Source organism: Microbacterium sp. NPDC055599 (assembly GCF_053618975.1).
Genome location: NZ_JBSHIM010000006.1, coordinates 1 through 23,059 on the forward strand (window position 1 = coordinate 1; position 23,059 = coordinate 23,059).

General features: G+C 71.9%; 24 protein-coding genes. 14 read left to right on the forward strand and 10 right to left on the reverse strand.

Annotated elements, in window-relative coordinates; genetic code table 11:
- The 10 genes from ACWGQ1_RS06860 to ACWGQ1_RS06905 form a co-directional block, all read left to right on the forward strand.
- Positions 1–170 (forward strand): substrate-binding domain-containing protein (locus ACWGQ1_RS06860; RefSeq protein ID WP_452312734.1); only part of this gene is annotated, 170 nt, incomplete at its 5' end.
- A 155-nt stretch (positions 171–325) separates the two neighbouring features.
- Positions 326–1,495: a Gfo/Idh/MocA family protein gene (locus tag ACWGQ1_RS06865; RefSeq protein ID WP_452312599.1), complete on the forward strand. Its 1,170-nt coding sequence runs from the start codon at positions 326–328 to the stop codon at positions 1,493–1,495.
- Complete coding sequence (locus tag ACWGQ1_RS06870; protein ID WP_452312600.1) at positions 1,492–2,703, forward strand: DUF993 family protein; 1,212 nt, start codon at positions 1,492–1,494, stop codon at positions 2,701–2,703. The genes ACWGQ1_RS06865 and ACWGQ1_RS06870 overlap by 4 nt, the downstream gene beginning before the upstream one ends.
- The gene (locus tag ACWGQ1_RS06875) at positions 2,700–3,572 is read left to right on the forward strand and encodes a TIM barrel protein (RefSeq protein ID WP_452312601.1); all 873 of its coding nucleotides are present in this window, start codon (positions 2,700–2,702) and stop codon (positions 3,570–3,572) included. Before ACWGQ1_RS06870 ends, ACWGQ1_RS06875 begins: the two co-directional genes overlap by 4 nt.
- Before the next feature lie 90 nt (positions 3,573–3,662).
- Entirely contained in the window at positions 3,663–4,397 is a 735-nt protein-coding gene (locus ACWGQ1_RS06880) for a sugar phosphate isomerase/epimerase family protein (RefSeq protein WP_247637779.1), read from the forward strand.
- Between the two features lie 43 nt (positions 4,398–4,440).
- On the forward strand, positions 4,441–5,505 hold the full coding sequence (locus tag ACWGQ1_RS06885; RefSeq protein ID WP_136034637.1) for a LacI family DNA-binding transcriptional regulator: 1,065 nt from the start codon (positions 4,441–4,443) through the stop codon (positions 5,503–5,505).
- Positions 5,502–6,605 carry a glycerate kinase gene (locus ACWGQ1_RS06890; protein ID WP_452312602.1) on the forward strand — a complete coding sequence of 368 codons (1,104 nt, stop codon included), beginning with the start codon at positions 5,502–5,504 and terminating at the stop codon, positions 6,603–6,605. Before ACWGQ1_RS06885 ends, ACWGQ1_RS06890 begins: the two co-directional genes overlap by 4 nt.
- A 141-nt stretch (positions 6,606–6,746) precedes the next feature.
- Positions 6,747–7,598 (forward strand): ABC transporter permease, encoded by an 852-nt coding sequence (locus tag ACWGQ1_RS06895; RefSeq protein WP_136034641.1) that lies wholly within the window; start codon positions 6,747–6,749, stop codon positions 7,596–7,598.
- A 30-nt stretch (positions 7,599–7,628) separates the two neighbouring features.
- Complete coding sequence (locus tag ACWGQ1_RS06900) at positions 7,629–8,663, forward strand: ABC transporter substrate-binding protein (protein ID WP_247637776.1); 1,035 nt, start codon at positions 7,629–7,631, stop codon at positions 8,661–8,663.
- An 11-nt stretch (positions 8,664–8,674) separates the two neighbouring features.
- On the forward strand, positions 8,675–9,493 hold the full coding sequence (locus ACWGQ1_RS06905) for an ABC transporter ATP-binding protein (protein WP_136045508.1): 819 nt from the start codon (positions 8,675–8,677) through the stop codon (positions 9,491–9,493).
- Positions 9,494–9,586: 93 nt separating this feature from the next.
- Here the strand turns inward: ACWGQ1_RS06905 and pgm are convergent, their stop codons facing one another.
- Positions 9,587–11,230 carry a phosphoglucomutase (alpha-D-glucose-1,6-bisphosphate-dependent) gene (gene pgm / locus ACWGQ1_RS06910; protein WP_136034647.1) on the reverse strand — a complete coding sequence of 548 codons (1,644 nt, stop codon included), beginning with the start codon at positions 11,228–11,230 and terminating at the stop codon, positions 9,587–9,589.
- Between the two features lie 77 nt (positions 11,231–11,307).
- Here pgm and pheA point away from each other — a divergent pair, with 77 nt between their 5' ends.
- The gene (gene pheA / locus ACWGQ1_RS06915) at positions 11,308–12,258 is read left to right on the forward strand and encodes a prephenate dehydratase (protein WP_136034649.1); all 951 of its coding nucleotides are present in this window, start codon (positions 11,308–11,310) and stop codon (positions 12,256–12,258) included.
- Between the two features lie 78 nt (positions 12,259–12,336).
- Here pheA and ACWGQ1_RS06920 read toward each other — a convergent pair whose 3' ends face one another.
- The 4 genes from ACWGQ1_RS06920 to ACWGQ1_RS06935 all read right to left on the reverse strand — a co-directional run bounded on the left by ACWGQ1_RS06920 (position 12,337) and on the right by ACWGQ1_RS06935 (position 14,453).
- A complete protein-coding gene (locus ACWGQ1_RS06920; protein WP_136035692.1) occupies positions 12,337–12,543 on the reverse strand; it encodes a methyltransferase in 207 nt (68 codons plus the stop codon).
- A 70-nt stretch (positions 12,544–12,613) separates the two neighbouring features.
- Entirely contained in the window at positions 12,614–13,651 is a 1,038-nt protein-coding gene (locus ACWGQ1_RS06925) for an LLM class flavin-dependent oxidoreductase (protein WP_136034656.1), read from the reverse strand.
- A gap of 82 nt (positions 13,652–13,733) precedes the next feature.
- Complete coding sequence (locus ACWGQ1_RS06930) at positions 13,734–13,958, reverse strand: DUF2795 domain-containing protein (RefSeq protein ID WP_247982216.1); 225 nt, start codon at positions 13,956–13,958, stop codon at positions 13,734–13,736.
- 72 nt (positions 13,959–14,030) lie between these two features.
- Positions 14,031–14,453 (reverse strand): Hsp20/alpha crystallin family protein, encoded by a 423-nt coding sequence (locus ACWGQ1_RS06935; protein ID WP_136034660.1) that lies wholly within the window; start codon positions 14,451–14,453, stop codon positions 14,031–14,033.
- 124 nt (positions 14,454–14,577) lie between these two features.
- On the opposite strand from ACWGQ1_RS06935, the gene ACWGQ1_RS06940 reads away from it, so the two are divergent.
- Positions 14,578–14,892 (forward strand): MerR family transcriptional regulator, encoded by a 315-nt coding sequence (locus ACWGQ1_RS06940; RefSeq protein ID WP_136034662.1) that lies wholly within the window; start codon positions 14,578–14,580, stop codon positions 14,890–14,892.
- A gap of 30 nt (positions 14,893–14,922) precedes the next feature.
- Positions 14,923–16,653: a cation:proton antiporter gene (locus ACWGQ1_RS06945; RefSeq protein ID WP_206252674.1), complete on the forward strand. Its 1,731-nt coding sequence runs from the start codon at positions 14,923–14,925 to the stop codon at positions 16,651–16,653.
- Positions 16,654–16,726: 73 nt separating this feature from the next.
- Here ACWGQ1_RS06945 and ACWGQ1_RS06950 read toward each other — a convergent pair whose 3' ends face one another.
- The 5 genes from ACWGQ1_RS06950 to ACWGQ1_RS06970 form a co-directional block, all read right to left on the reverse strand.
- Positions 16,727–18,157 carry a cation:dicarboxylate symporter family transporter gene (locus tag ACWGQ1_RS06950; protein ID WP_452312603.1) on the reverse strand — a complete coding sequence of 477 codons (1,431 nt, stop codon included), beginning with the start codon at positions 18,155–18,157 and terminating at the stop codon, positions 16,727–16,729.
- Positions 18,158–18,300: 143 nt separating this feature from the next.
- Positions 18,301–18,642, reverse strand: a complete 342-nt coding sequence (locus ACWGQ1_RS06955; RefSeq protein ID WP_136034667.1) for a hypothetical protein — start codon at positions 18,640–18,642, stop codon at positions 18,301–18,303.
- Positions 18,643–18,714: 72 nt separating this feature from the next.
- A complete protein-coding gene (locus ACWGQ1_RS06960) occupies positions 18,715–18,951 on the reverse strand; it encodes a helix-turn-helix domain-containing protein (protein WP_136034669.1) in 237 nt (78 codons plus the stop codon).
- The gene (locus ACWGQ1_RS06965; protein WP_452312604.1) at positions 18,948–19,700 is read right to left on the reverse strand and encodes a hypothetical protein; all 753 of its coding nucleotides are present in this window, start codon (positions 19,698–19,700) and stop codon (positions 18,948–18,950) included. The genes ACWGQ1_RS06960 and ACWGQ1_RS06965 overlap by 4 nt, the downstream gene beginning before the upstream one ends.
- Entirely contained in the window at positions 19,700–20,323 is a 624-nt protein-coding gene (locus ACWGQ1_RS06970; protein WP_136034674.1) for a hypothetical protein, read from the reverse strand. Before ACWGQ1_RS06970 ends, ACWGQ1_RS06965 begins: the two co-directional genes overlap by 1 nt.
- Before the next feature lie 176 nt (positions 20,324–20,499).
- On the opposite strand from ACWGQ1_RS06970, the gene ACWGQ1_RS06975 reads away from it, so the two are divergent.
- Positions 20,500–23,031: an ATP-dependent Clp protease ATP-binding subunit gene (locus ACWGQ1_RS06975; RefSeq protein WP_136034677.1), complete on the forward strand. Its 2,532-nt coding sequence runs from the start codon at positions 20,500–20,502 to the stop codon at positions 23,029–23,031.
- The last annotated feature ends 28 nt before the right edge of the window (positions 23,032–23,059 follow it).

Below are 23,059 nucleotides of genomic sequence, written 5' to 3' on the forward strand. Positions count from 1 at the left end.
GGGCCCCGCCCCTCACCGCGCTGCGCCCGCCGAAGCCGCAGCTGGGCCGCCGCGCCGTGGAGCTGCTCCGCGACCGCCTGCGCGACGGCATCGATCGCCCGGCGGAGCGGGTGGCGCTGGCCCCGGCTCTGCACGTGCGCGCCAGCACGGGGTCGCCGCCGGAAGCGTGACCCGGCGGGCGGCGCGGTGATGCGGCCGGCCGTGCGCGCCCGAGGTCCGCCGCGGTTGCGGGGTGGACGTTCTCGTGCCATGATCTCGGAAAGCGCTTACCCGCATCCTCGAATCCGGGCCGCGCATCCCCCTCCACCGAAAGGAACGGACCGAGATGGCACAGGCCACGACCCGCGAGATCGGGATCATCATGAACGGCGTCTCCGGGCGCATGGGGTACCGGCAGCACCTGGTGCGCTCGATCCTCGCGATCCGCGACCAGGGCGGCATCGAGCTCGCGGACGGCACGCGGGTCACCGTGAAGCCGATCCTCGTGGGCCGCAGCGAGGCCAAGCTGGCGGAACTCGCCGCAGCCCACGGCATCGCCGACTGGACGACCGACCTCGACGCCGCGCTCGCCGACCCGCAGTGGGAGATCTACGCCGACTTCCTCGTGACGAAGGCCAGGGCCTCCGCGATCCGCAAAGCCATCGCCGCGGGCAAGGCGATCTACACCGAGAAGCCCACGGCCGAGTCGCTGGAGGAGGCGCTGGAGCTGGCCCGGCTCGCCCGCGACGCCGGCGTGAAGACCGGCGTCGTGCACGACAAGCTCTACCTCCCCGGCCTGCAGAAGCTCAAGCGCCTCATCGACTCCGGATTCTTCGGGCGCATCCTGTCGGTGCGCGGCGAGTTCGGCTACTGGGTGTTCGAGGGCGACTGGCAGCCCGCGCAGCGACCGAGCTGGAACTACCGCACGGAAGACGGCGGCGGCATCATCACCGACATGTTCCCGCACTGGAACTACGTGCTCGAGAACCTCTTCGGCGAGGTCACGAGCGTCTACGCCCAGGCGGCCGTGCACATCGCGGACCGCTGGGACGAGAAGGGCGAGCACTACACCGCGACGGCCGAGGATGCGGCGTACGGCATCTTCGAGCTGGCGGGCGGCGTCGTCGCCGAGATCAACTCCTCGTGGACGGTCCGCGTCAACCGCGACGAGCTCGTGGAGTTCCAGGTCGACGGCACGCACGGCTCCGCGGTGGTCGGACTCTTCGGCGCGAAGATCCAGCCCCGCAACGCCACCCCCAAGCCGGTGTGGAACCCCGACCTGGAGGACGACCACGACTACGACGCCGACTGGCAGCAGGTGCCCGCCAACCAGGTCTTCCAGAACGGCTTCCGGCAGCAGTGGGAGGAGTACCTGGTGTCCTACGTCGAAGGCACCGACTACCCGTTCGACCTGCTGGCGGGGGCCCGCGGCGTGCAGTTCGCGGAAGCCGGCCTGGCGTCCAGCGCCGAGGGCCGCAAGATCGTGCTCGAACCGCTGACGCTGGACCGGTCATGAGCGCCCTCCGTCTGCTCGCCGCCGACGGGCGCACCTCCGGCGTCGAGCTGCGTGCGCCCGACGCCGTGACCCGGCCGGACGGACCACTGCGCAGCCGGGTGGCGTACGCGGCGGCCCACGTGGTGCCGAAGCCGCACGCCGACAACACCCCCGGACGCCCCGCCGACATCGACTGGGACGCGACGCTCGCGTTCCGCCGCAACGTGTACTCGTGGGGGCTCGGCGTCGCGGATGCGATGGACACCGCGCAGCGCAACATGGGGCTCGACGCGGTCGCGACGCGCGAGCTCATCGCCCGCAGCGCCGAGGTCGCCCGCGAGGAGGGCGGGTCGGTCGTGGTCGGGGTCAACACCGATCAGGTCGACGACGCGCACATCCCGCTCGATCGCATCGTCGACGCGTACGTCGAGCAGCTGCACTTCGCCGAGGAGCAGGGAGCGGGGCCGGTGCTCATGGCGTCGCGACACCTCGCCAGGGCGGCCGAGAGCGCCGACGACTACCGCCGCGTGTACCGGGAGGTGCTGTCCCGCGCGTCCGCGCCCGTGGTGCTGCACTGGCTCGGCACCGCGTTCGACCCCGAGCTGGCCGGGTACTTCGCGCCGACGGCGGCCGCGGACGGCTCGGCCGGATGGGAAGAAGCGGCACGGGTGCTGCTCGACATCATCGCCGAGCACCGCGACGCGATCGCCGGGGTGAAGATGAGCCTGCTCGACGCCGACTCCGAGGTCTGGGTGCGCGACCGGCTCCCCGCGGGCGTGCGGATGTTCACGGGCGACGACTTCCACTACGTCGGCCTCATCGGCGGCGACAGCCTGGGCTCCGGCAGTGCGACGCCGGCCTCGCACGGGCACTCGGATGCGCTGCTCGGGGCCTTCGCCGCGATCGCCCCCGTGGCGTCGGCGGCGATCCAGGCGCTGGATGCGGACGACCCCGACCGCTACCTCGCACTGCTCGGGCCCACCGAGGAGCTCAGCCGGCAGGTGTTCGCCGCGCCGACCTACTACTACAAGACGGGCGTGGCCTTCCTGTCGTGGCTCAACGGCCATCAGCCGGCGTTCCAGATGGTGGGCGGACTCCACTCCGCCCGGAGCCTCCCGCACCTCAGTCGCGTCGTGGAGCTCGCGAACGCGGCGCTCGCCCTCGAGCGGCCGGAGCTCGCCCGTGAGCGGTGGCACGGCCTCCTCCGGCTGAACGGCGTCGACGCATGACCGCCCCGTTCCCCGACCCCCGTCTCTCCCTCAACCAGGCCACGATCAAGCACGCCGACCTCGCCACGGCGCTGCAGGTCACGGCCGAGGCCGGGCTCCCGGCGATCGGCCTCTGGCGGGAGCCCGTGCAGGACGTGGGCCTCGCGGGGGCGGCGCGCATGCTCGCCGACTCCGGGCTGCGTTTCAGCACGCACTGCCGGGGCGGCTTCTTCACGCTCCCGGCCAGCCCCGCGCGCGAGGCCGCGCTGGACGACAACCGGCGGGCGATCGAGGAGACCGCGACGCTCGCGGCGGCGGGGGCCGAGGGGTCGACGGCGGTCCTGGTGCTCGTCGCGGGAGGGCTGCCCGAGGGGTCGCGCGACCTCGTCGGCGCCAGGGAGCGCGTGCGTGACGCGATCGGAGCCCTCGCCGACGATGCCCGCGGCGCGGGCGTGACCCTGGCGATCGAGCCGCTGCATCCCCTCTACGCGTCGGACCGCGCCGTGGTGTCGACGCTCGGACAGGCGCTCGACATCGCCGCCGACTTCGACCCGGCCGTGGTGGGGGTCGCCGTGGACACCTTCCACATCTGGTGGGACCCCCAGGTGCTCGATCAGATCGCGCGCGCCGGGCGCGAGGGCCGCATCGCCACGTACCAGGTGTGCGACTGGAAGACGCCGCTCGCCGCCGACCCGCTGCTGTCGCGGCACTATCCGGGCGAGGGGGTGATCGACTTCGGCGTGCTCACCCGCGCGGTGCGGGCGACCGGCTACGACCGGGACATCGAGGTCGAGATCTTCCGCGCGGACGTCTGGGCCGCCGATCCGCGCGCCGTGGTCCGGCGCACGGCCGAGTCGTTCGCCGCGGCCGTCTCCCCGCACCTGCGATGACCGCCGGTCGTGCCACCGTGACCGGGTCCCGTCGACGAGGGGGATTGAGATGATGAGGCCATGACGGGGATGCGCCCAGGATTGTGCTCGGTGACGTTCCGCGCGCTCGAGCCCGCCCGGATCGTCGCCCTCGCGGCAGCCGCGGGCCTGGAGGTGATCGAGTGGGGCGGTGACGTGCACGTGCCGCCCGGCGATGTCGCGCGTGCCGAAGAGGTGGCGCGGCTCACGGCCGACGCCGGGCTCGCGGTCGCGTCCTACGGGTCGTACTTCCGTGCGGGGTCGGCCGAGCCTCTCACGGCCGTGCTCGACAGCGCCGCCGCGCTCGGGGCCGACCGTGTGCGCGTGTGGGCGGGCTCGACCGGAGCCGCCGCGGCGACGCCTCGCGAGCGCGCCGAGGTGGTCACGCGCCTCCGCGCCGCCGCGGTCGAGGCGGCCGCCCGCGGGATCGGGCTCGCCCTCGAGTTCCACTCCGGCACCCTCGCCGACACGGCCGAGGCCGCCCTCCGGGTGCTCGCCGAGGTCGGCCATCCGGCGCTGTCGAGCTACTGGCAGCCGACGGTCGGGGCTCCCGATGCCGAGGCGCTCGAGGAGTACCGGCGGCTCGCCGCCCACGTGAGCGCCGTGCACGTGTTCTCCTGGTGGCCGCGGACCGAGCGGCACCCGCTGCGCACCCGGGAGGCGCTGTGGACGCGCGTCGCCGCGGAGGCGGCTGCGGCGGAGCGACCGCCCCGCGACGCCCTGCTCGAGTTCGTCCCGGACGACGACCCCGCGCACCTCGCGGGGGAGGCCGCCGCCCTCCGCGCCTACCTCGGCCGGCCCGCATGACCCCGGCCGAGGGGCCCGAGGCGCCCGCCGGTAGGCTCTGGGCATGACCACGCCAGCCGCCCCGGCGGAGCCGCCGACCGCGCGTCGTCCTCGCCACGCCCGCGGTCCGGCGCCCACCCTGCACGACGTCGCCCTCGAGGCCGGCGTCTCGCTCGCGACGGCCTCGCGGGTGCTCAACGGGTCAGAGCGCAAGGTCGCTGCCGCGTTCCGCGAGAGGGTGGAGGCCGCCGCCGCGACCCTCGGCTACACGGCCAACGTCTCGGCCCAGGCGACCGCACGAGGGCGCTCGCCGGTGATCGCCCTCCTCGTGGCCGACATCGCCGATCCCTACTTCGGTCTCATCGCCTCGGGCGTCGCGCGCGGCGCCGACGAGCAGGGTCTCGTCGTCACCGTGGCGATCACGGAGCGCGATCCCGCCCGCGAGGCGCGGATCGTGCGGGCTCTGCGCGGGCAGCGGCCCCAGGGCCTCATCCTCGCCGCGTCACGCACGCAGGAGGAGGGCCAGGCCGAGACGGCCCGAGAGCTCGCGGAGTTCACCCGACTCGGCGGACGTGTCGTGGCCTTCGGCGCGGAGGCCGAGGGAGCGCGCCGCGTCGAGATCGACAACCGCGCCGGTGCCACGGCCCTCGGCCGCCGGATGGCACAGCTCGGGTACCGCTCGGCCGTTCTCGTGGGGGCGGCGGAGGGCGTGCGCACCTCGGACGACCGCCTCGCCGGGTTCCGCGCGGGCTTCGAGGAGGGCGGCGGCGCGGTGGCGCAGACCGTCCGCGGTGACTTCCGACGCGAGTCCGCCGCGGCGGCGATGACCGCGGCCCTCGATGCGGGCGTGCCGACGGGCACGGTCGTGTTCGGGATCAGCGACGTGGTGGCCATCGGTGCGATGGCGGCGATCCGTGCGGCGCAGCGCGAGGTCGGCGCGGACATCGCGGTGTGCGGCTTCGACGACGTGCCGTCCAGCCGGGATGTGACCCCCGCGCTCACCACGGTCCGGGTGCCGCTCAGCGACGCCGGGTACGAGGCCTTCCGGGCGATCGTCGACGACGACTGGACCCAGCCGCCGCTCGCGCTCGAGGTGGTCGTGCGCGACAGCACCCCGGGAGCGGCGTGACCCGGGTCGTCCTCGCGCCCGACAGCTTCAAGGGCAGCATCACCGCGGCTGCGGCGGCGCAGGCACTCGCCGCGGGGTGGGCGGAGGTCGAGCCCGACGCAGAGTTCGTGCATCGCCCGATGGCCGATGGCGGGGAGGGCACGGTGGCGGCGTTCGCGGCGGCCGTCCCCGGGGCGCGGCGCATGCCCGTGCGCGTCACCGGTCCCGCCGGCGACGCGCACGACACGTCCTGGCTCCTCCTGCCGCCCGACGACGGTGCGCCGCACGGCACCGGAGTGGTCGACATCGCCTCCACGTCGGGCATCGAGCTGCTCGCCGCACCGCGTCCGTGGGACGCGGACACCACGGGCTTCGGGCAGGCCATCGTCGCCGCGCTCGACCACGGCGTCTCGCGGCTGGTGCTCGGCATCGGCTCCAGCGCGTCGACCGACGGCGGCATCGGCATGCTCACCGCTCTGGGCGCCCGCTTCCTCGACGGCGCGGGACGCCCGGTCGCGCCCGGAGCCCGGGGCCTGGACGACGTCGCGGCCGTCGACCTCGACGGCCTGCGGGCGGCTCCCGAGGTGCGGGTGCTCACCGATGTGACGAATCAGCTCACGGGCGCACGCGGCGCCGCGGCGGTCTTCGGTCCGCAGAAGGGCCTGGCCGATCCGGGCGACATCTCCCGTGTCGACGCGGCGCTCGCCCGGCTCGCGTCGCTGCTGGACGTGGACGCGGAGCACCCGGGCGCCGGAGCGGCGGGCGGCACCGGGGCGGCCCTCGTGCGCTGGGGTGCCGTCCTCGCCCCGGGGGCTGCCGAGGTGGCGGAGCTCATCGGCCTCGCCGACGCCGTCCGGGGCGCCGACGTGGTGGTCACGGGCGAGGGGTCGTACGACGGCCAGTCCGGCGACGGGAAGGTGCCGTCGTTCCTCGCGGGGATGGCGGCCGCGGCGGGCGCACGCCCCCTGCTCGCGGCGGGGCGCATCACGCCCGACGCCGACGTCGGGATCTTCGCCGCGACCGTCTCCCTCACGGTCCTCGCCGGCTCGGGGGAGAGCGCCCTCGCGGACCCCGCCCGCTGGCTCCGCGTCGCCGGCGCCGCCCTCGCGCGCTCCCGGTGACCCGCGTGCCGGTCGGGGATCCCCGAGCCCGCGCGCCTCGACGAACCGCGCGCGTTGACACGAGGGAACCGGCGGCATAGACTCGCAACACCGCTCGGGAATGCGCTTTCCCGAATCCTTCACGAAGATGTCGAGGACCACATGTCGTCTGCCCCCAACGCGACCATGACCCTGGCGCTGGCCGCCGACCGACCCGAGCCCGCGGGCATCGTCCGCTGGTGGAGCCGCCACTGGCACCCGCTCGTCTTCGTGCTCGCGGTCATCGCCCTGTGGTGGGTCTCGACGAGCCTCGGGTGGGTGCCGGCGTTCATCATCCCCTCGCCCGCCGACACCTGGGCGGCCTTCACCGACAACGCTGCCTACCTGGCGCAGAACACCTGGGTCACGACCTACGAGACCGTGATCGGATTCGTCATCGCGGTCGTCGTCGGCGTCCTCGTGGCGGTGCTCATGGTCTACTCCCGCGGCCTGGAGCAGACGCTCTACCCGGTGATCCTATTCGCCCAGGTCATCCCGAAGATCGCGATCGCGCCGCTGTTCGTCGTGTGGCTCGGGTTCGGCGCCGAGCCCAAGATCCTCGTCGCCGTGCTCATGGCGTTCTTCCCCGTCGTCATCTCGGGCCTCGCAGGTCTGCGCACCGTCGATCCCGAGATCCTCCAGCTCACGTCGACCATGGGAGCGAGCCGCTTCAAGACCTTCCTCAAGGTGCGGCTGCCCGCCGCTCTCCCCGAGCTCCTGTCCGGACTGAAGGTCGCCGCCACGCTCGCGGTGACCGGCGCGGTGGTCGGCGAGTTCGTCGGCGCGAACGAGGGGCTCGGCTACGTCATCCTGCAGGCCAACGGCAACCTCGACACCGCGATGCTCTTCGCGGCGCTGATCATCATGTCGCTTCTCGGCGTGATCCTCTTCGGCATCATCCAGGTCGCCGAGCGCTTCCTCATCCCGTGGCACGCGTCCAAGCGCGACGTCGCCGCGGCCACCGTCCGACTCTGACCCCCCTCGCACCCACGAAAGAAGGCACTGATGAAGAAGTCAGGCACCATCCTCAGCTCCATCGCCCTCGCGTCCGCGGCGGTGCTCGCCCTCTCCGGGTGCGGCGGCTCCTCGGCCCCGGCGGGCGAGGGCGGCGACGACGCCGACGCGCTCACCCCGGTCACGCTCATGCTCAACTGGTACCCCTACGGCGAGCACGCCGCGTTCTACTACGGGGTCGACCAGGGCATCTTCGAGGAGCACGGGATCGACCTCACGATCAAGGCGGGGCAGGGCTCGACCAAGACCGCCCAGGCCGTGGGGCAGGGCCAGGTCGACTTCGGCTGGGCCGACACCCCCGCCGTCCTCGCGAACATCGACAAGGGCGTCGGGATCAAGAGCGTCGGCGTCTTCCTCCAGACGACGCCGTCGGCCGTGCAGGTCTTCGCTGACTCCGGCATCTCCGGTCCGGAGGACCTGAAGGGCAAGACCATCGCGGTCTCCGCCGGCGACGCTCCGACCACGACGTTCCCGATGTACCTCGAGGCGGTCGGGCTCGACGAGGGCGACGTGACCCAGCAGAACCTCGACGCCGCGGGCAAGATCGCCGCGATGCTCTCCGGCCAGGTGGACGGGCTCATCGGGTTCGCCCACGACCAGGGACCGACCATCGCCGACAAGAGCGGCAAGGACGTCGAGTACCTGCGCTACTCCGACGCGGGGCTGAACTTCTTCAGCAACGGCCTCATCGCTCCGAACGACACGATCGAGAACGACCCGGAACTCGTCGAGGCGCTGGTCGCCGCGACCTCGGAGGCGTTCGAGGCCGCGCAGGAGGACCCGGAGGCCGCGGTCGCCGCGATGGAGGGCAAGGACCCGCAGATGCCGGCCCAGAAGGTGCTGCTGCACCAGTGGGAGGAGACCATCGAGCTGCTGCACACCGACGCCACCGAGGGCCAGGCTCCCGGAGCGAATGCCGCCGAGGACTGGGAGGCCACGCTCGAGGTGCTGTCGAAGGCGGGCCTCATCTCCGGCGACGGTGACGTCGAGACCTACTACGACGACGCGTTCACCCCCGGGAAGTGAGGTCGGATCTCATGCTCACCCACGATCAGCAGGCGCGCGCCACGGCGGCCACGCCCACCGGCCCCGCGCTGGAGGTCTCCGACCTGGCGATCACGTTCGCCTCCAAGCGCCGTCAGGTCACCGCGCTCGAGGGGGTCGACCTGCGCGTGGAGGAGGGCGAGTTCCTCTCCATCGCCGGCCCGTCCGGATGCGGCAAGTCGACGCTGCTCAAAGCCGTGGCAGGACTCACCGCTCCCAGCCGCGGCAGCATCCGCCTCCGCGGGGACGAGGTCCGCGGTCCCCGGCAGGACATCGGGTACGTCTTCCAGCGCGCGGCGCTCCTCGAATGGCGCAGCGTCCGCGGCAACATCCTCCTCCAGGCCGAGATGCGCGGGATGGACATGCGCAAGGCCCAGGCCCGTGCCGACGAGCTCATCGAGATGACCGGTCTCACCGGCTTCGAGAAGTCGCTGCCGCACGAGCTCTCGGGCGGGATGCAGCAGCGCGTCTCGCTGTGCCGCGCGCTGCTGCACGAGCCGCGGGTGCTGCTCATGGATGAGCCGTTCGGTGCCCTCGACGCCCTGACGCGCGAGCGCATGAACGTGGAGCTGAACCGCATCTGGAGCGCCACCGGGACCACCGTCCTGCTCGTGACGCACTCGGTCGCCGAGGCGGTCTACCTCGCGAGCCGCGTCATCGTGATGAGTCCGCGTCCCGGCCGGATCCTGGAGGAGCACCGGGTCGACCTCCCGGCCCGCCGCGGGTACGCCGAGGTGCTGGAGACGCCGGAGTTCCACCGGGTGTCGAGTCGCGTGCGCGAGCTGCTCGGCTCCTCCACCGACGCGGACTGAACCGCCCCGGCCTCCGGTCCCACCCCTGTGCGGGATCGCGAACGTCCCCACCCGCTCCGGGGTCGTTCCGATCCCGCCGGGGTCGCCCGGGTGTCAGTCGCCGAGGGCGGCGGACACCACGGCGCGGGCCTCCTCCTGCACCTCGGCGAGGTGCTCCGGGCCGCGCAGGCTCTCGGCGTAGAGCTTGTAGACGTCTTCCGTGCCCGACGGGCGGGCGGCGAACCACGCGTGCTCGGTCTGCACCTTGAGCCCGCCGATCGCCGCACCGTTGCCGGGGGCGTGCGACAGCTTCGCCGTGATGTCCTCGCCGGCCAGCGTGGTCGCGGTCACCGACTCCGGCGCCAGCTTGCCCAGCGTGGCCTTCTGCTCCGGCGTCGCGGGGGCGTCGACGCGCTGATACGCCGAGGCGCCGAACGCCTGCTCCAGCTCGGCGTAGCGCTCCGACGGGGTCTTGCCCGTGACCGCGATGATCTCCGCCGCGAGCAGGCACAGCAGGATGCCGTCCTTGTCGGTCGACCACACGGAGCCGTCGCGGCGCAGGAACGACGCACCGGCCGACTCCTCGCCGCCGAACGCGACCGTGCCGTCGAGCAGCCCGGGCACGAACCACTTGAACCCGACCGGCACCTCCAGCAGGCGGCGGCCCAGCGACTCCGCCACCCGGTCGATGATCATTGACGACACGAGGGTCTTGCCGACTGCGGCGTCGCGCGGCCACTGCTCGCGGTGGGAGAAGAGGTAGTCGATCGCGACGGCGAGGTAGTGGTTGGGGTTCATGAGCCCCGCATCCGGGGTCACGATGCCGTGCCGGTCGGCATCGGCGTCGTTCCCGGTGAGCACGTCGTAGTCGCCCTTGCGGGCGACCAGGGACGCCATCGCCGACGGAGACGACGGATCCATCCGGATCTTCTCGTCCCAGTCGAGGGTCATGAAACGCCAGGTCGGGTCGACCTCGGGGTTCACCACGTCGAGGTCGAGGTCGTGCATCTCGGCGATCAGCGCCCAGTACTCCACCGACGCCCCGCCGAGGGGGTCGGCGCCGATGCGCACGCCCGCGCTGCGGATCGCGTCGAGGTCGATGATCGACGGCAGGTCGCGCACGTACGCGTCGCGGAAGTCGTACCCGGTGATCGCGTCCCAGTCGACGTCGGCGAACCGCTCGCGCTTCACCTCGGTGAGGCCGTCGGCGATGAGCTGGTTCGCGCGGTCGGCGATCCAGCCCGTGGCGTCGGTGTCGGCGGGACCACCGTGCGGCGGGTTGTACTTGAAGCCGCCGTCGCGGGGCGGGTTGTGCGACGGGGTGACCACGATGCCGTCGGCCCGGCCGGGGTCGTCGGTCGCGCGACCCCTGTTGTACGTGAGGATCGCGTGGCTCAGGGCGGGCGTCGGCACCCAGGAGTCGCGGGCGTCGACGCGCACGTCCACGCCGTTCGCGAGCAGCACCTCGATCGCGCTGCGCTCGGCGGGCAGCGACAGGGCGTGCGTGTCGCGGCCGAGGAACAGCGGCCCGGTGATGCCCTGCGCGGCGCGGTAGTCGACGATCGCCTGCGTCGTGGCGAGGATGTGGTTCTCGTTGAAGCTCTTCGTCAGCGAGGAGCCGCGGTGGCCGCTGGTGCCGAACACGACCCGTTCGGCCGGAACCGTCGGGTCGGGCACGCGGTCGTAGTAGGCGGCGATCAGCTCGTCGACGTCGATCAGGTCACTTTCCTCCGCGGGGAGGCCGGCACGACTGCTCATCCTCTCAGTCTGCCCCGTGATCCGGATGCGCGCATCCGCTTGACATCCGGGAGGCCGGTGCGCGAGCGAGGGCTAGGCTGAACGCCGTGACCGATCGCCGCACCTACAGCTATCTCGGACCAGCCGGAACCTTCACCGAGGCGGCACTCGACCAGGTGGCGGAGGCCAGGGGGCAGGTGTGGCGTCCCGTGCACAACGTCGGCGAGGCGCTCGACGACGTGCTGGAGGGCCGCAGCGACGCCGCGATGATCGCGATCGAGAACTCGATCGAGGGCGGTGTGTCCACCACGCAGGACGCGTTGGCGACGCTCCCCGGGCTGCGCATCATCGGCGAGTACCTGGTGCGGGTCAACTTCGTCCTGGTCGCCCCGCGCGGCACCACGCTCGACCAGGTGGAGGTGATCGCGGCGCACCCCGTGGCGTACGCGCAGTGCCACGGCTGGCTCGGCGAGCACCTGCCGCGGCACTCGCACGTGCCGGCGGCGAGCAACGTGGCCTCGGCGATCGGCGTGCTCGACGGTTCGCTGCCCGCCCAGGCGGCGATCGCGGCCCCCGGTATCGTGCAGCACTACGACGTGGACGTGCTCGCGGAGGGCATCGGCGACAACGCGGCCGCCGTCACGCGCTTCGTGCTGGTCACCCGCACGACGCGCTCCCCGGAGCCGACCGGGGCCGACAAGACCTCCCTCATCGTGGAGCTGCCCCACGACCACCCCGGCTCGCTGCTGGAGATGCTGGAGCAGTTCTCCACCCGCGGCATCAACCTCTCGCTCATCGAGTCCCGCCCGATCGGCGACGAGCTCGGCCGCTACCGCTTCGTGATCGACGCCGACGGTCACATCGAGCACGAGCGCATGGCCGACGCCCTGCTCGGCATCCGCCGCTTCAGCCCGCGCGTGGTGTTCCTCGGATCGTACCCGCGTGCCGACCGGCAGATCGTGCAGTACCCCGACCGCTACTCCGACGACGTGTTCATCGAGGCACGCGACTGGCTGCGCGGCATCCTCTCCGGCGAGCCCGAGTCCTGACACCCGTCCCCGGGCTTCGCGGCTCGAGCACGCGTCGGGACCGCGGCCCCGGCGCGTCTCGAGCGACGGTCGTGGAGGTCAGTGCTCCTGGAACAGCGGCCACGCGCTGCCGGGAGCCATGCGCGCATGCAGTGCCCCCTTCGCCGACGCGAGGCTCGGGTAGGTCCCGGCCACGGCGTCCGCCCCGGCCATCGTGACCGCGTACCCCTCGTCGTCATGGCGGATGCTGCCGACCACGCCGTTCGGGCCGTAGGCGACCCACAGTGCGAGTGTCCTGGTGCTCATCGTCGAACCCCTCTCTCTGCCGCTGAGGCTACGCCTCGGAGTCGGCCGGGGCCAGCCCCTCGCGCCGGGTTCAGGCGGTCGCGATGAGCTCGAGCGTCTGCGTGCGTCCGGGCGAGGTGTCGGCGGGCTCGGCCTCGAACGCTCCGGCGACGGGCGAGAGCATGACCTCGTCCACGCCGTGCTGCGTGGCGAAGGCCCGCACCTCTGCGGCGACGGACTCGCCCGTGCCGACGAACCACCGCGACCGGGCGGCCTGCACGACCTGGTCGGTCGCGGCGTCGGAGGCCGCGGCGAGTGCCTGCTCCACGGTCTCCAGCGCCACCAGGGGCTGGTTGAGCCGCAGCCGGGCCATCATCCGCAGCTGGGGCAGGGCGCGCTGCTCGGCCTCGTCCGCGGTGGGGGCGGCGACCGCGTTGACGGTGAGGAACGTGCGCGGCTCTGGGTGCTCCTCGCTGGGGCGGTAGTTCGTGCGGTACAGGTCGAGCGCCCGCTCCAGCCCCTGGCCGGAGAAGTGGTTGGCGAACACGTAGGGCAGCCCGTGCGAGGCGGCGAGCTGCGCGGAGTAGTCGCTCGACCCGAGCAGCCACACCTCGGGCACGCCGGTCGCGGCGGGGGTGGCCCGCACGGTGTACTCGCCGCCCGACGTGAAGCGCACCGTGGCACCGTCGGCGGAGAAGAGCGCCGCGATGTCCTGCACGTGACGCGGGAACTGCTCGACGTCGCTGGTGGTGCCGCTGCCGCGCAGCAGCTGCGTGATGACGGGGTCGCTGCCGGGCGCGCGGCCGAGACCGAGGTCGATGCGTCCTGGCGCGATGGCCTCGAGCGCCGCGAACTGCTCGGCGACGATGAGGGGTGCGTGGTTCGGCAGCATCACGCCACCCGAGCCCAGGCGCAGCCGCCGGGTGCGCGCGGCCGCCGCGGCGATCAGCACCGGGGGCGTGGTCGAGGCCACCGCGGGCATGTTGTGGTGCTCCGCGAACCAGTAGCGGCGGTAGCCGAGACGGTCGGCGGTCTCGGCGAGCGAGAGGGAGGCGGCGATGGCCTCGGCGCTGGTCTGGCCGGAGCGGACCGGCACGAGGTCGAGGACGGAGAGGGCGACGTCGTTCATCCCCGGATGCAACCCGAGACGTCGCGCGCGCATTCCCGGCCTCGCACCGGTGCGTCCGTGACGCGACCGCGCGGGTGCGGGCTCAGGCGGCCCGGGCGGCGGGGGTCAGCGACTCGCGGAGCGCGGCGCGGGCCAGGTGGTAGCGGATGTGCCAGGCGGCGCTGTAGCTCTGCTCGGGGAGGGTGCGCAGCACGGCACGGTCGTCGGCGTCGAGTCCGTCGCGGGTGGCCTCGCGCAGCAGGTCGTCGCGCGTCGCCGGGTACTCCATGCCGGCGAGGAAGCGATCGAGGGTGGGGGAGAGGGCCATGGTCGTCCTTTCTACGGGGAGGAGGAAAGGGGAGGGGGACGGGGCGGCGCGGGTGCGCCGCCCCTGCGCGGGTCAGGCGTCGATGGCCTGGCGCTGCTCGCCGGACTCCACGACGATCTTGCGCGGCTTGGCGCGCTCGCTCACCGGGATCACGACCGACAGCACCCCGCTCTCGTAGGAGGCGCTGATGCTGTCGAGGTCGACGCCGTCGCCGAGCGAGAACTGGCGCAGGAACGAGCCGGCGCCGCGTTCGCGGGCGAGCCAGCGCACGCCCTCGCGCGTGTCGGCGGTGCGCTGGGCGCGGATGGTGAGCTGACCGCCGTCGAGGTCGACGTCGATCGAGCCCGGGTCGGCGCCGGGGAGGTCGGCGTGCAGGATGTAGCGGTCACCGTCGCGGTACAGGTCCACCGGCATCGACCGGGGTGCGCGAACGGAGTCCAGCACGCTCGCGGCGAAGCGATCGAGCTGGCTGAAGGGATCGAAGGTCAGTGCCATGAGGTTCTCCTTTCGTGCGGCCCGTATGGGCTGAGGTGGTGTGCAGATTATCTGCACGTGGGGTATAGATTTGTTATAGAACGAGATGACCGATATCGCAACCCCGATCCGAGGACACGTCAGGATGACCGCACGCGACTCGCGCACCCCCGTCTACGGCATCGCCGTGGCCGCCCAGCTCGTCGACCTGCCGGAGGCGACCATCCGCCTCTTCGAGAGCAAGGGGCTGCTCGTCCCCGCCCGCAGCGACGGCGGCACGCGCCGCTACAGCGACGACGACATCGAGCGGCTGCGACGCGCGGCCGAGCTCCGCGGCGACGGGCTCAACATCGCCGGCATCGCCCGTGTGCTCGACCTGCAGGACGAGAATGCCGGACTCCGCGACGCGCTCGACGCGGAGACCGCCCGCACGCCCGCGCGGCGTCGCCCCACCCGCTGACCCGTCCTCGGACGACGCTACGCTTCCCCCATGGAAGCCGGGATCTTCTACGTCCTCGTCGGAGCCGTCGCCGTGGCCGCGTTCGCGCGCTGGCGCGGGTGGCCGGCGCCGCTGCTGGTGACGGTGGTCGCGCTCGCCGCCTCGTTCCTGCCGATCGTGCCCGACCTGCCCATCGACGGGCACCTGCTGCTCGGCCTGGTGCTGCCGCCGCTGCTGTACTCCGCCGCGCTGGATGTGTCGTTCGTCGGGTTCAAGCGCAGCCTGCCGCAGATCCGACGGCTCGGCATCTGGCTCGTCCTGCTCACCGCGCTCGCGGTCGGCCTCGTGGCGTGGTGGATCCTGCCGTCGCTGACCCTCCCCGGTGCGCTGCTGCTCGGGGCGATCGTCGCACCGCCCGATGCCGTGTCCGCCGCCGCGATCGGCCGCCGTCTCGGGCTCCCGCGGCGCATCATGACGGTGCTGTCGGGCGAGAGCCTCATCAACGACGCCACCTCGCTCACGCTGTACCGCGTGTTCGCCGCGATCCTCGCCGGTGCCACCCTGACGGTGTGGGACGGGGTCTGGCAGTTCCTGGTCGCGGTGGGCGTCGGCGTCGCGGTCGGGCTCGTGTTCGGGATCGTGCTCCACCAGCTGCGCATGCGCATCAGCGACCCCGTGGTGATCGGCACGTTCGGGCTGCTGGCGCCGTTCGGGGCGTACGGCATCGCCGAGCACCTCCTGGGGTCCGGCGTGCTCGCGGTCGTCGCGATGGGACTGTACGTGGGGTTCAACGCCCCGCGCACCGACTACACCACCAGGCAGCAGGAGGCGCCGCTGTGGCTGTCGGCCGACCTGCTGCTGGAGAGCTTCGTGTTCGCGTACATCGGGCTGCAGTTCCCGCGGGTGCTCCGCGACCTGAGCAGCGAGTCCGTGGGGCGCATCCTGCTGCTGTCCCTCGCCGTGCTGGTGGTGGTGCTGCTCGTGCGGCCCCTGTACATCTACCCCACCAGCGCGTGGGCGAACTTCCAGGACCGCCGTCGGCTCGCGCGCATGGACCGGGGGATCGCGTCGGGGGAGTTCGACGAGCGTCGGCGGCGGTCGCGGCGCTGGCGGCAGTACAGCGCGGACGAGCTGCGCACGCAGATCGTGCGGGAGCGCATGGCCGGACTCCAGCTCACGTGGAAGGACAACGCCGTGATCTCCTGGGCGGGGATGCGCGGCGTGGTCACGCTCGCGATCGCGGTGGCCGCGGCCGACCTCGCGACGCTCGACACCGAGGCCTCGCACGCGATCGTCGTCGTGGCGTTCATCGTGACGGTGGGCACGCTGCTGCTGCAGGGGCTGACGCTGCCGCTGCTCATCCGGCGGCTCGGGATCCGGGGCGACGCCGAGCACGCGGAGGACGAGGCCGCGCTCGAGGCGGTCAAGGCCAAGAGCCGGGAGGCGGGCAAGGAGTACCTGGCGCAGAAGCGCGTCGAGTGGGAGCAGAAGCACGGTGCGGTCGACCTGAGCGTGTTCGACGCCTTCACGAAGCGCATGACCAGAGTGGAGAAGGACACCGACGAGGCGCAGCGGGTGGAGGACACCTCGAGCCGTCCGTCGTTCGACGACCTGGTCGCGCTGTCGAAGGGGTGGTTGCAGGTGCGGAGGGAGATCCTGGTCGCCGAGCGCGACGCGGGCAACCTCGACGAGGAGGTCATGCGGGAGCTGCTGACCGCGATGGATGCGGAGGAGCTGGCGATGGACACGCGCGGCGCCACGCGTCAGCAGGGCCGCGTCTGACGCGGTCGCCTCGCACCCCGCGCACGAGAACGCCCCGCCTCCCGGAGGAGACGGGGCGTTCCGGCGTGACGGGTCAGCGGGCGCCGGCCGGCTCCGGCGCGGTGTCCGAGGCGGCGTCGGCCTCGGGGGCGTCGTCGTCGGACGAGTCGTCGGCGAACGGCAGGCCCTCGCGCGGCGCGTTGTAGAGCTCCTCGTTGAGGATGCCCTCGCGCTTGGCGACGATGGTCGGGATCAGCGCCTGGCCCGCGACGTTGACCGCGGTGCGGCCCATGTCGAGGATCGGGTCGATCGCGAGCAGCAGACCAACGCCCTCGAGCGGCAGACCCAGGGTCGACAGCGTGAGCGTGAGCATGACGACCGCGCCCGTGGTGCCGGCGGTGGCGGCGGAGCCCACGACCGAGACGATCACGATCAGCAGGTACTGCACGAAGTTCAGCTCGATGCCGAAGAACTGGGCGACGAAGATCGCGGCGATGGCCGGGTAGATCGCGGCGCAGCCGTCCATCTTCGTTGTCGCGCCGAGCGGCACCGCGAACGAGGCGTACGAGCGGGGCACACCGAGGTTGCGCTCGGTCACGCGCTCCGTGAGCGGCAGCGTTCCGATGGAGGAGCGGCTCACGAACGCGAGCTGCACCGCGGGCCAGACGCCCGAGAAGTACTGCTTGATCGACAGGCCGTGCGTGCGCACGAGGATCGGGTAGACCACGAACAGCACGAGAGCGAGGCCGATGTAGATCGCGGCGGCGAACCAGCCGAGCGACGCGAGCTTCTCCCAGCCGTACTTGATGACGGCGGAGCCGATGAGGCCGAACGTGCCGATCGGGGCGATGCGGATGATCCACCACAGCACGCGCTGGATGACCTTGAGCAGCGACTCGGTGAAGACGAGGAACGGCTCGGCCTTCTTGCCCGCCTTGAGGGCGGCGATGCCGACGACCGCGGCGACGACGATCACCTGCAGGATGTTGAAGCCCACCGTGGAGGTGAACGCACCCTCGGTCGCGCCGGGGGAGGTGCTGACCGTGAGGCCGAGGAAGTTCTGGGGGATCAGGCCGAGGAGGAAGTTCCACCACGTGCCGACCGTGTAGGGGTCGCCGGGCTCGAGGCCCTCGCCAGCGCGGTTGCCCGGCTGGATCACGAGGCCGAGTCCGATGCCGATGATGACGGCGATGAACGCGGTGATCGCGAACCACAGGATGGTCTGACCGGCCAGGCGTGCCGCGTTCTGCACGCGGCGCAGGTTGGAGATGCTCGCGACGATCGCGGTGAAGATCAGCGGGACGACCGCCGCGCGCAGCAGCGTGACGTAGGAGCTGCCGATCGTGTCGAGCGTGGCGGACAGGCCGGTGGGGTTCTCGGCCGTGGCGCCGAGCTGACGGCCGATCAGGCCGGCGGCGATGCCGAGGACGAGGGCGGCGATGATCTGGAAGCCGAACGAGGTCAGCAGCTTCCGGACCGGCCCGCGGGTGTCTGGCGCGTTCTGGGCGCGTGCGGTGGTGCTCATCGAGGTGGGGACTCCAGAGATCGCGGCGCGCCGGGATGCGCGCCATGAGGCTCAACGCTAGAGCTGGCTGGGAATTCCCTGGGCGGATATGACGAAGCATGACGGCCGCCCCTCCGCAGCCGTCATGCTCCGGGTTCGGGGGGTCAGGGCGCGACGCACTCGTTCAGGTTGTCGGTGATGATCTGCGTCGTGAGCGCCTTGTCGGCTTCGTCCTTCTGCTTGTCTTCGCCGTTGGCGATGTAGGTGAGCGTCTCGTCGCTCAGCTCGGAGTCGACCAGGGCGTCGGCGAGGCAGCTGGCCGCCTCGTCGGTCATCGCCTGCTCCTGGCTCGTGCCGGCGAACACCTTCTGGATCCCCTCGGCCACCTCGTCGGACGACGGGCGGGCCGGTCCGCCGCACGCGGCGAGGGACAGGGCGAGCGCGACGGCGGGCACGAGGGCAGCGAGGCGGGCGGCCGGGCGGGCCGCGGGTGCTGGCTTCTTCATGCGGACGACGCTAGTGCGCCACAGCAGATCCATAGAAGGGGCTTGCGTGCGGAGGCGCATCCATGCTCCGCGTCAGCGGGCCGCGAGCACGAGCAGGTCGCCCACGTCGCACTCCAGCGCCTCGCAGATCGCCCGCAGCGTGGAGTAACGGATCGCGCGGGCACGGTCGTTCTTGAGCACGGACAGGTTGACGATGCTCACGCCGACCGCGGCGCTCAGCTCGGTGAGGGTCATGCCGCGCTCGGCGAGCAGCTCGTCCAGGCGGCAGTGGATGCCGGTGAACTCCTCGTCGCTCTCGGCCGGGCTCACACCAGCCCCTCCGTCTCCTTCTCCAGGGCGGCACGCTGCTGCTCCAGGCGCATGCCCTGCCGGAACACGGCGGCGAGGGCGAGCAGGCCGAGCGCGGCGGCGAACGGCAGCGGCGTCACGGTGAGCTGATACGCCGCGGGGTACCACGGACTGCCGATCGGGAGGGCCTCCCGCAGACCCGCCGTGGCGGCGATCCCGTTCAACAGGTCGGATGCCACGCCGAGCACCACGAGCGCGACCGCGCCGCCGACCAGGGCGCGGGTCACGACCAGGGAGAACGCGCGCCCGCGCAGCGTGTGGAAGCAGATGAGGGCGAGGACCACGGCGGGCACCGTGGCGAGCGCCAGGCTGCTGAGCTGTGCCGCCGCGGCGAGGAGGCGGAGTCCGAGCGAGGCGTTGCCCACGGTGAAGTCCGTCAGTTCCGTGCCGCCGCAGGTGAGGGCGGTGTGCGCACCGTCGCCGAACTCGGAGCAGGGGAGGGCGGCGGGCCAGTCGAGGAAGACGACGGTCCGCCCGTGCAGCTCCGCCCAGTCGACCGCGAACGCCTTGACGACGACCGCGATCGCGCCGAGTGCCGACAGGACCACCCACCATCCCGATAGCGTGAGCGCCGCATCGAGGGTGACCGTGTGGCTGCCGCGCCGGCGGCTGTTCCAGACGACGAGGGCGACGACGGCGGCGCCGACGGCGAGGGCTATCGCGATGTTGAGCAGCGAGGGCCAGACGGCCTCCGAGCCGAACGTGATCATCAGACCAGCCCCTCCGTGTCGCGCTGCAGGCGGCGGCCGACGGCGAACACGCCCGCCACGAGGGCCAGGGCGAATGCCCACCCCACGGGTGCCAGGTCGAACTGCACGAGCAGCGTCCACAGCACGTCTTCGACGCCGGGTTCGGTCGCGGCCAGATCCTTCACGATCTCCGCCCGGCCGATGCCGCCGGCGAACTGCCCGAGCAGCGTGCCGGCCATCAGCAGGCAGGCGGCGACCGCGAACATCCACCCGAGCGAGGCGCGGAACGGGCGGGAGCGGATGAGGGACACGCCCAGCCACCAGACCACCGCGCACAGGGCGACCGTGGCGAGCGCGGGCAGCGCCGTCTCCAGCAGCAGCAGCCAGCGGGCGGCGGTGGGCGGCGCGGTGAGGGTGACGAGTGCGGAGTCGACGGTGGCGCCCTCGATCCCGGCCACGCCGTCGAGGGCGGTGAGGTCGACGTCGTGCACGGGCATCGCGATCGTCGGCGACGGCGAGAACAGGGTGGCGGCGGCCTGGGCGACGGCGACGATCGCACCGATTCCGACGCTCACGGCTCCGGTCGCGATCAGTCCGAGGGCGATGCCGTCGGCGAGCGAGGGTCGTCTATCCGTGGCGAGCATGGGCTCCTCCTGGAGATCGGGGGGTTATCGACTTTCGTTAACATAACGACTGTCGATAAACGGGTCAAGCCCCCGCTATGCCCACGGCGAACACGGGCATACCCGGCATTCCTGGTCGTTACTCTCGATGTACAAGCGCTTCATGCGTCTTCGCCCCGTGCGAATAAGGAGTCAACATGTTCGAGAGATTCACGGACCGAGCCCGTCGAGTGGTCGTCCTCGCCCAAGAAGAGGCGAAGATGCTCAACCACAACTACATCGGCACCGAGCACATCCTGCTCGGCCTCATCCACGAGGGCGAGGGCGTCGCAGCCAAGGCGCTGGAGTCGCTCGGCATCTCCCTCGACGCCGTGCGCGAGCAGGTGCAGGACATCATCGGCCAGGGTCAGCAGCAGCCTACCGGCCACATCCCGTTCACGCCGCGCGCCAAGAAGGTGCTCGAGCTCAGCCTCCGCGAGGCCCTGCAGCTCGGCCACAACTACATCGGCACCGAGCACATCCTCCTCGGCCTCATCCGTGAGGGCGAGGGCGTGGCCGCCCAGGTGCTGGTCAAGCTCGGCGCCGACCTCAACAAGGTGCGCCAGCAGGTCATCCAGCTGCTGTCCGGCGCTCCGGGGCGCGAGCCCGCGTCGGTCGGCGCGCAGACCAACGACTCGCCCGCCGGCGCCCAGGGTGGCTCCGCGGTGCTCGACCAGTTCGGTCGCAACCTCACCCAGGCCGCGCGCGACAACAAGCTCGACCCGGTGATCGGGCGCGAGAAGGAGGCGGAGCGGGTCATGCAGATCCTCTCCCGCCGCTCCAAGAACAACCCCGTCCTGATCGGTGAGCCCGGCGTCGGCAAGACCGCCGTCGTCGAGGGCCTGGCGCAGGCGATCGTCAAGGGCGATGTGCCCGAGACGCTGAAGGACAAGCAGCTCTACTCGCTCGACCTCGGCTCTCTCATCGCCGGTTCCCGCTACCGCGGCGACTTCGAGGAGCGCCTGAAGAAGGTCACCAAGGAGATCCGCACGCGCGGCGACATCATCGTCTTCATCGACGAGATCCACACCCTCGTGGGTGCGGGTGCCGCCGAGGGCGCGATCGACGCGGCCAGCATCCTCAAGCCGCTGCTCGCCCGCGGTGAGCTCCAGACGATCGGCGCCACCACGCTCGACGAGTACCGCAAGCACTTCGAGAAGGACGCCGCTCTCGAGCGCCGCTTCCAGCCGGTGCAGGTGAACGAGCCGACGCTGCCGCACGCGATCAACATCCTCAAGGGGCTGCGCGACCGCTACGAGGCGCACCACAAGGTGCAGATCACCGATGGCGCGATCGTGGCCGCGGCGAACCTCGCCGACCGCTACGTCTCCGACCGGTTCCTCCCCGACAAGGCGATCGACCTGATCGACGAGGCCGGAGCGCGCCTGCGTCTGTCGATCCTGTCGAGCCCGCCCGAGCTGCGGGAGTTCGACGAGAAGATCGCCGCCGTGCGCGAGCAGAAGGAGCTCGCCTCCGAGGAGCAGGACTTCGAGAAGGCCGCGTCGCTGCGCGACGAGGAGAAGAGCCTGCTCGCCGAGCGGCTGCGCCTCGAGAAGCAGTGGCGTGCGGGCGACGTCGCGACCCAGGCGGTCGTCGACGAGGGCCTGATCGCCGAGGTGCTCGCGCAGGCCACGGGCATCCCCGTGTTCAAGCTGACCGAGGAGGAGTCCAGCCGACTCGTCTTCATGGAGAAGGCGCTGCACCAGCGCGTCATCGGTCAGGAGGAGGCCATCGCGGCCCTCTCCAAGACCATCCGTCGTCAGCGTGCGGGCCTCAAGGACCCGAAGCGCCCCTCCGGTTCGTTCATCTTCGCCGGCCCCACGGGCGTCGGAAAGACGGAGCTGGCCAAGGCGCTCGCGGAGTTCCTGTTCGACGACGAGGCCGCGCTCATCTCGCTCGACATGAGCGAGTTCGGCGAGAAGCACACCGTCTCGCGGCTGTTCGGTGCCCCTCCCGGGTTCGTCGGTTTCGAAGAGGGCGGTCAGCTCACCGAGAAGGTGCGGCGCAAGCCGTTCAGCGTGGTGCTGTTCGACGAGATCGAGAAGGCCCACCCCGACATCTTCAACTCGCTGCTGCAGATCCTTGAAGAGGGTCGCCTCACCGACGGTCAGGGTCGGATCGTGGACTTCAAGAACACGGTCATCATCATGACCACCAACCTCGGTGCACGCGACATCGCCGGCGGCCCCGTGGGCTTCCAGATCGAGGGCAACAACGCCACCAGCTACGAGCGGATGAAGGGCAAGGTCAACGAGGAGCTCAAGCGGCACTTCAAGCCCGAGTTCCTCAACCGTGTCGACGACATCATCGTCTTCCCGCAGCTGAGCAAGGACGAGCTGGTGCAGATCGTGGACCTGTTCACGAAGCGCCTCGGCGAGCGTCTGCTCGACCGCGACATGACGATCGAGCTGTCGCAGGCCGCCAAGGAGCGTCTGATCGAGATCGGCTTCGACCCGGCTCTGGGCGCCCGGCCGCTGCGTCGCGCGATGCAGCACGAGATCGAGGACCGTCTGTCGGAGAAGATCCTGCACGGCGAGCTCGACTCGGGCGACCACGTGAAGGTCGACGCGAAGGACGGGGAGTTCCTGTTCGAGCACGGTCCGCGCGGCGAGAAGGTCGCGGTCGGTGTCAACACCGGCGGCGGCGCCATCGCCGGTACGCCCGACCTGGCGATCACCGGCAACGACTGATCCCACCCGGGTCGTGAGCCCGGACGTG

Coding starts and splice junctions, on each gene's coding strand:
- ACWGQ1_RS06900 (WP_247637776.1), top strand. CDS start 7,629: ATGAAGAAGTCAGGCACCATCCTCAGCTCCATCGCCCTCGCGTCCGCG.
- ACWGQ1_RS06955 (WP_136034667.1), bottom strand. CDS start 18,642: ATGAAGAAGCCAGCACCCGCGGCCCGCCCGGCCGCCCGCCTCGCTGCC.
- ACWGQ1_RS06885 (WP_136034637.1), top strand. CDS start 4,441: ATGACCACGCCAGCCGCCCCGGCGGAGCCGCCGACCGCGCGTCGTCCT.
- ACWGQ1_RS06945 (WP_206252674.1), top strand. CDS start 14,923: ATGGAAGCCGGGATCTTCTACGTCCTCGTCGGAGCCGTCGCCGTGGCC.
- ACWGQ1_RS06950 (WP_452312603.1), bottom strand. CDS start 18,157: ATGAGCACCACCGCACGCGCCCAGAACGCGCCAGACACCCGCGGGCCG.
- ACWGQ1_RS06970 (WP_136034674.1), bottom strand. CDS start 20,323: ATGCTCGCCACGGATAGACGACCCTCGCTCGCCGACGGCATCGCCCTC.
- ACWGQ1_RS06870 (WP_452312600.1), top strand. CDS start 1,492: ATGAGCGCCCTCCGTCTGCTCGCCGCCGACGGGCGCACCTCCGGCGTC.
- ACWGQ1_RS06905 (WP_136045508.1), top strand. CDS start 8,675: ATGCTCACCCACGATCAGCAGGCGCGCGCCACGGCGGCCACGCCCACC.
- ACWGQ1_RS06920 (WP_136035692.1), bottom strand. CDS start 12,543: ATGAGCACCAGGACACTCGCACTGTGGGTCGCCTACGGCCCGAACGGC.
- ACWGQ1_RS06935 (WP_136034660.1), bottom strand. CDS start 14,453: ATGGCACTGACCTTCGATCCCTTCAGCCAGCTCGATCGCTTCGCCGCG.
- ACWGQ1_RS06865 (WP_452312599.1), top strand. CDS start 326: ATGGCACAGGCCACGACCCGCGAGATCGGGATCATCATGAACGGCGTC.
- ACWGQ1_RS06875 (WP_452312601.1), top strand. CDS start 2,700: ATGACCGCCCCGTTCCCCGACCCCCGTCTCTCCCTCAACCAGGCCACG.
- ACWGQ1_RS06930 (WP_247982216.1), bottom strand. CDS start 13,958: ATGGCCCTCTCCCCCACCCTCGATCGCTTCCTCGCCGGCATGGAGTAC.
- ACWGQ1_RS06965 (WP_452312604.1), bottom strand. CDS start 19,700: ATGATCACGTTCGGCTCGGAGGCCGTCTGGCCCTCGCTGCTCAACATC.
- pgm (WP_136034647.1), bottom strand. CDS start 11,230: ATGAGCAGTCGTGCCGGCCTCCCCGCGGAGGAAAGTGACCTGATCGAC.
- ACWGQ1_RS06895 (WP_136034641.1), top strand. CDS start 6,747: ATGTCGTCTGCCCCCAACGCGACCATGACCCTGGCGCTGGCCGCCGAC.
- ACWGQ1_RS06975 (WP_136034677.1), top strand. CDS start 20,500: ATGTTCGAGAGATTCACGGACCGAGCCCGTCGAGTGGTCGTCCTCGCC.
- ACWGQ1_RS06940 (WP_136034662.1), top strand. CDS start 14,578: ATGACCGCACGCGACTCGCGCACCCCCGTCTACGGCATCGCCGTGGCC.
- ACWGQ1_RS06925 (WP_136034656.1), bottom strand. CDS start 13,651: ATGAACGACGTCGCCCTCTCCGTCCTCGACCTCGTGCCGGTCCGCTCC.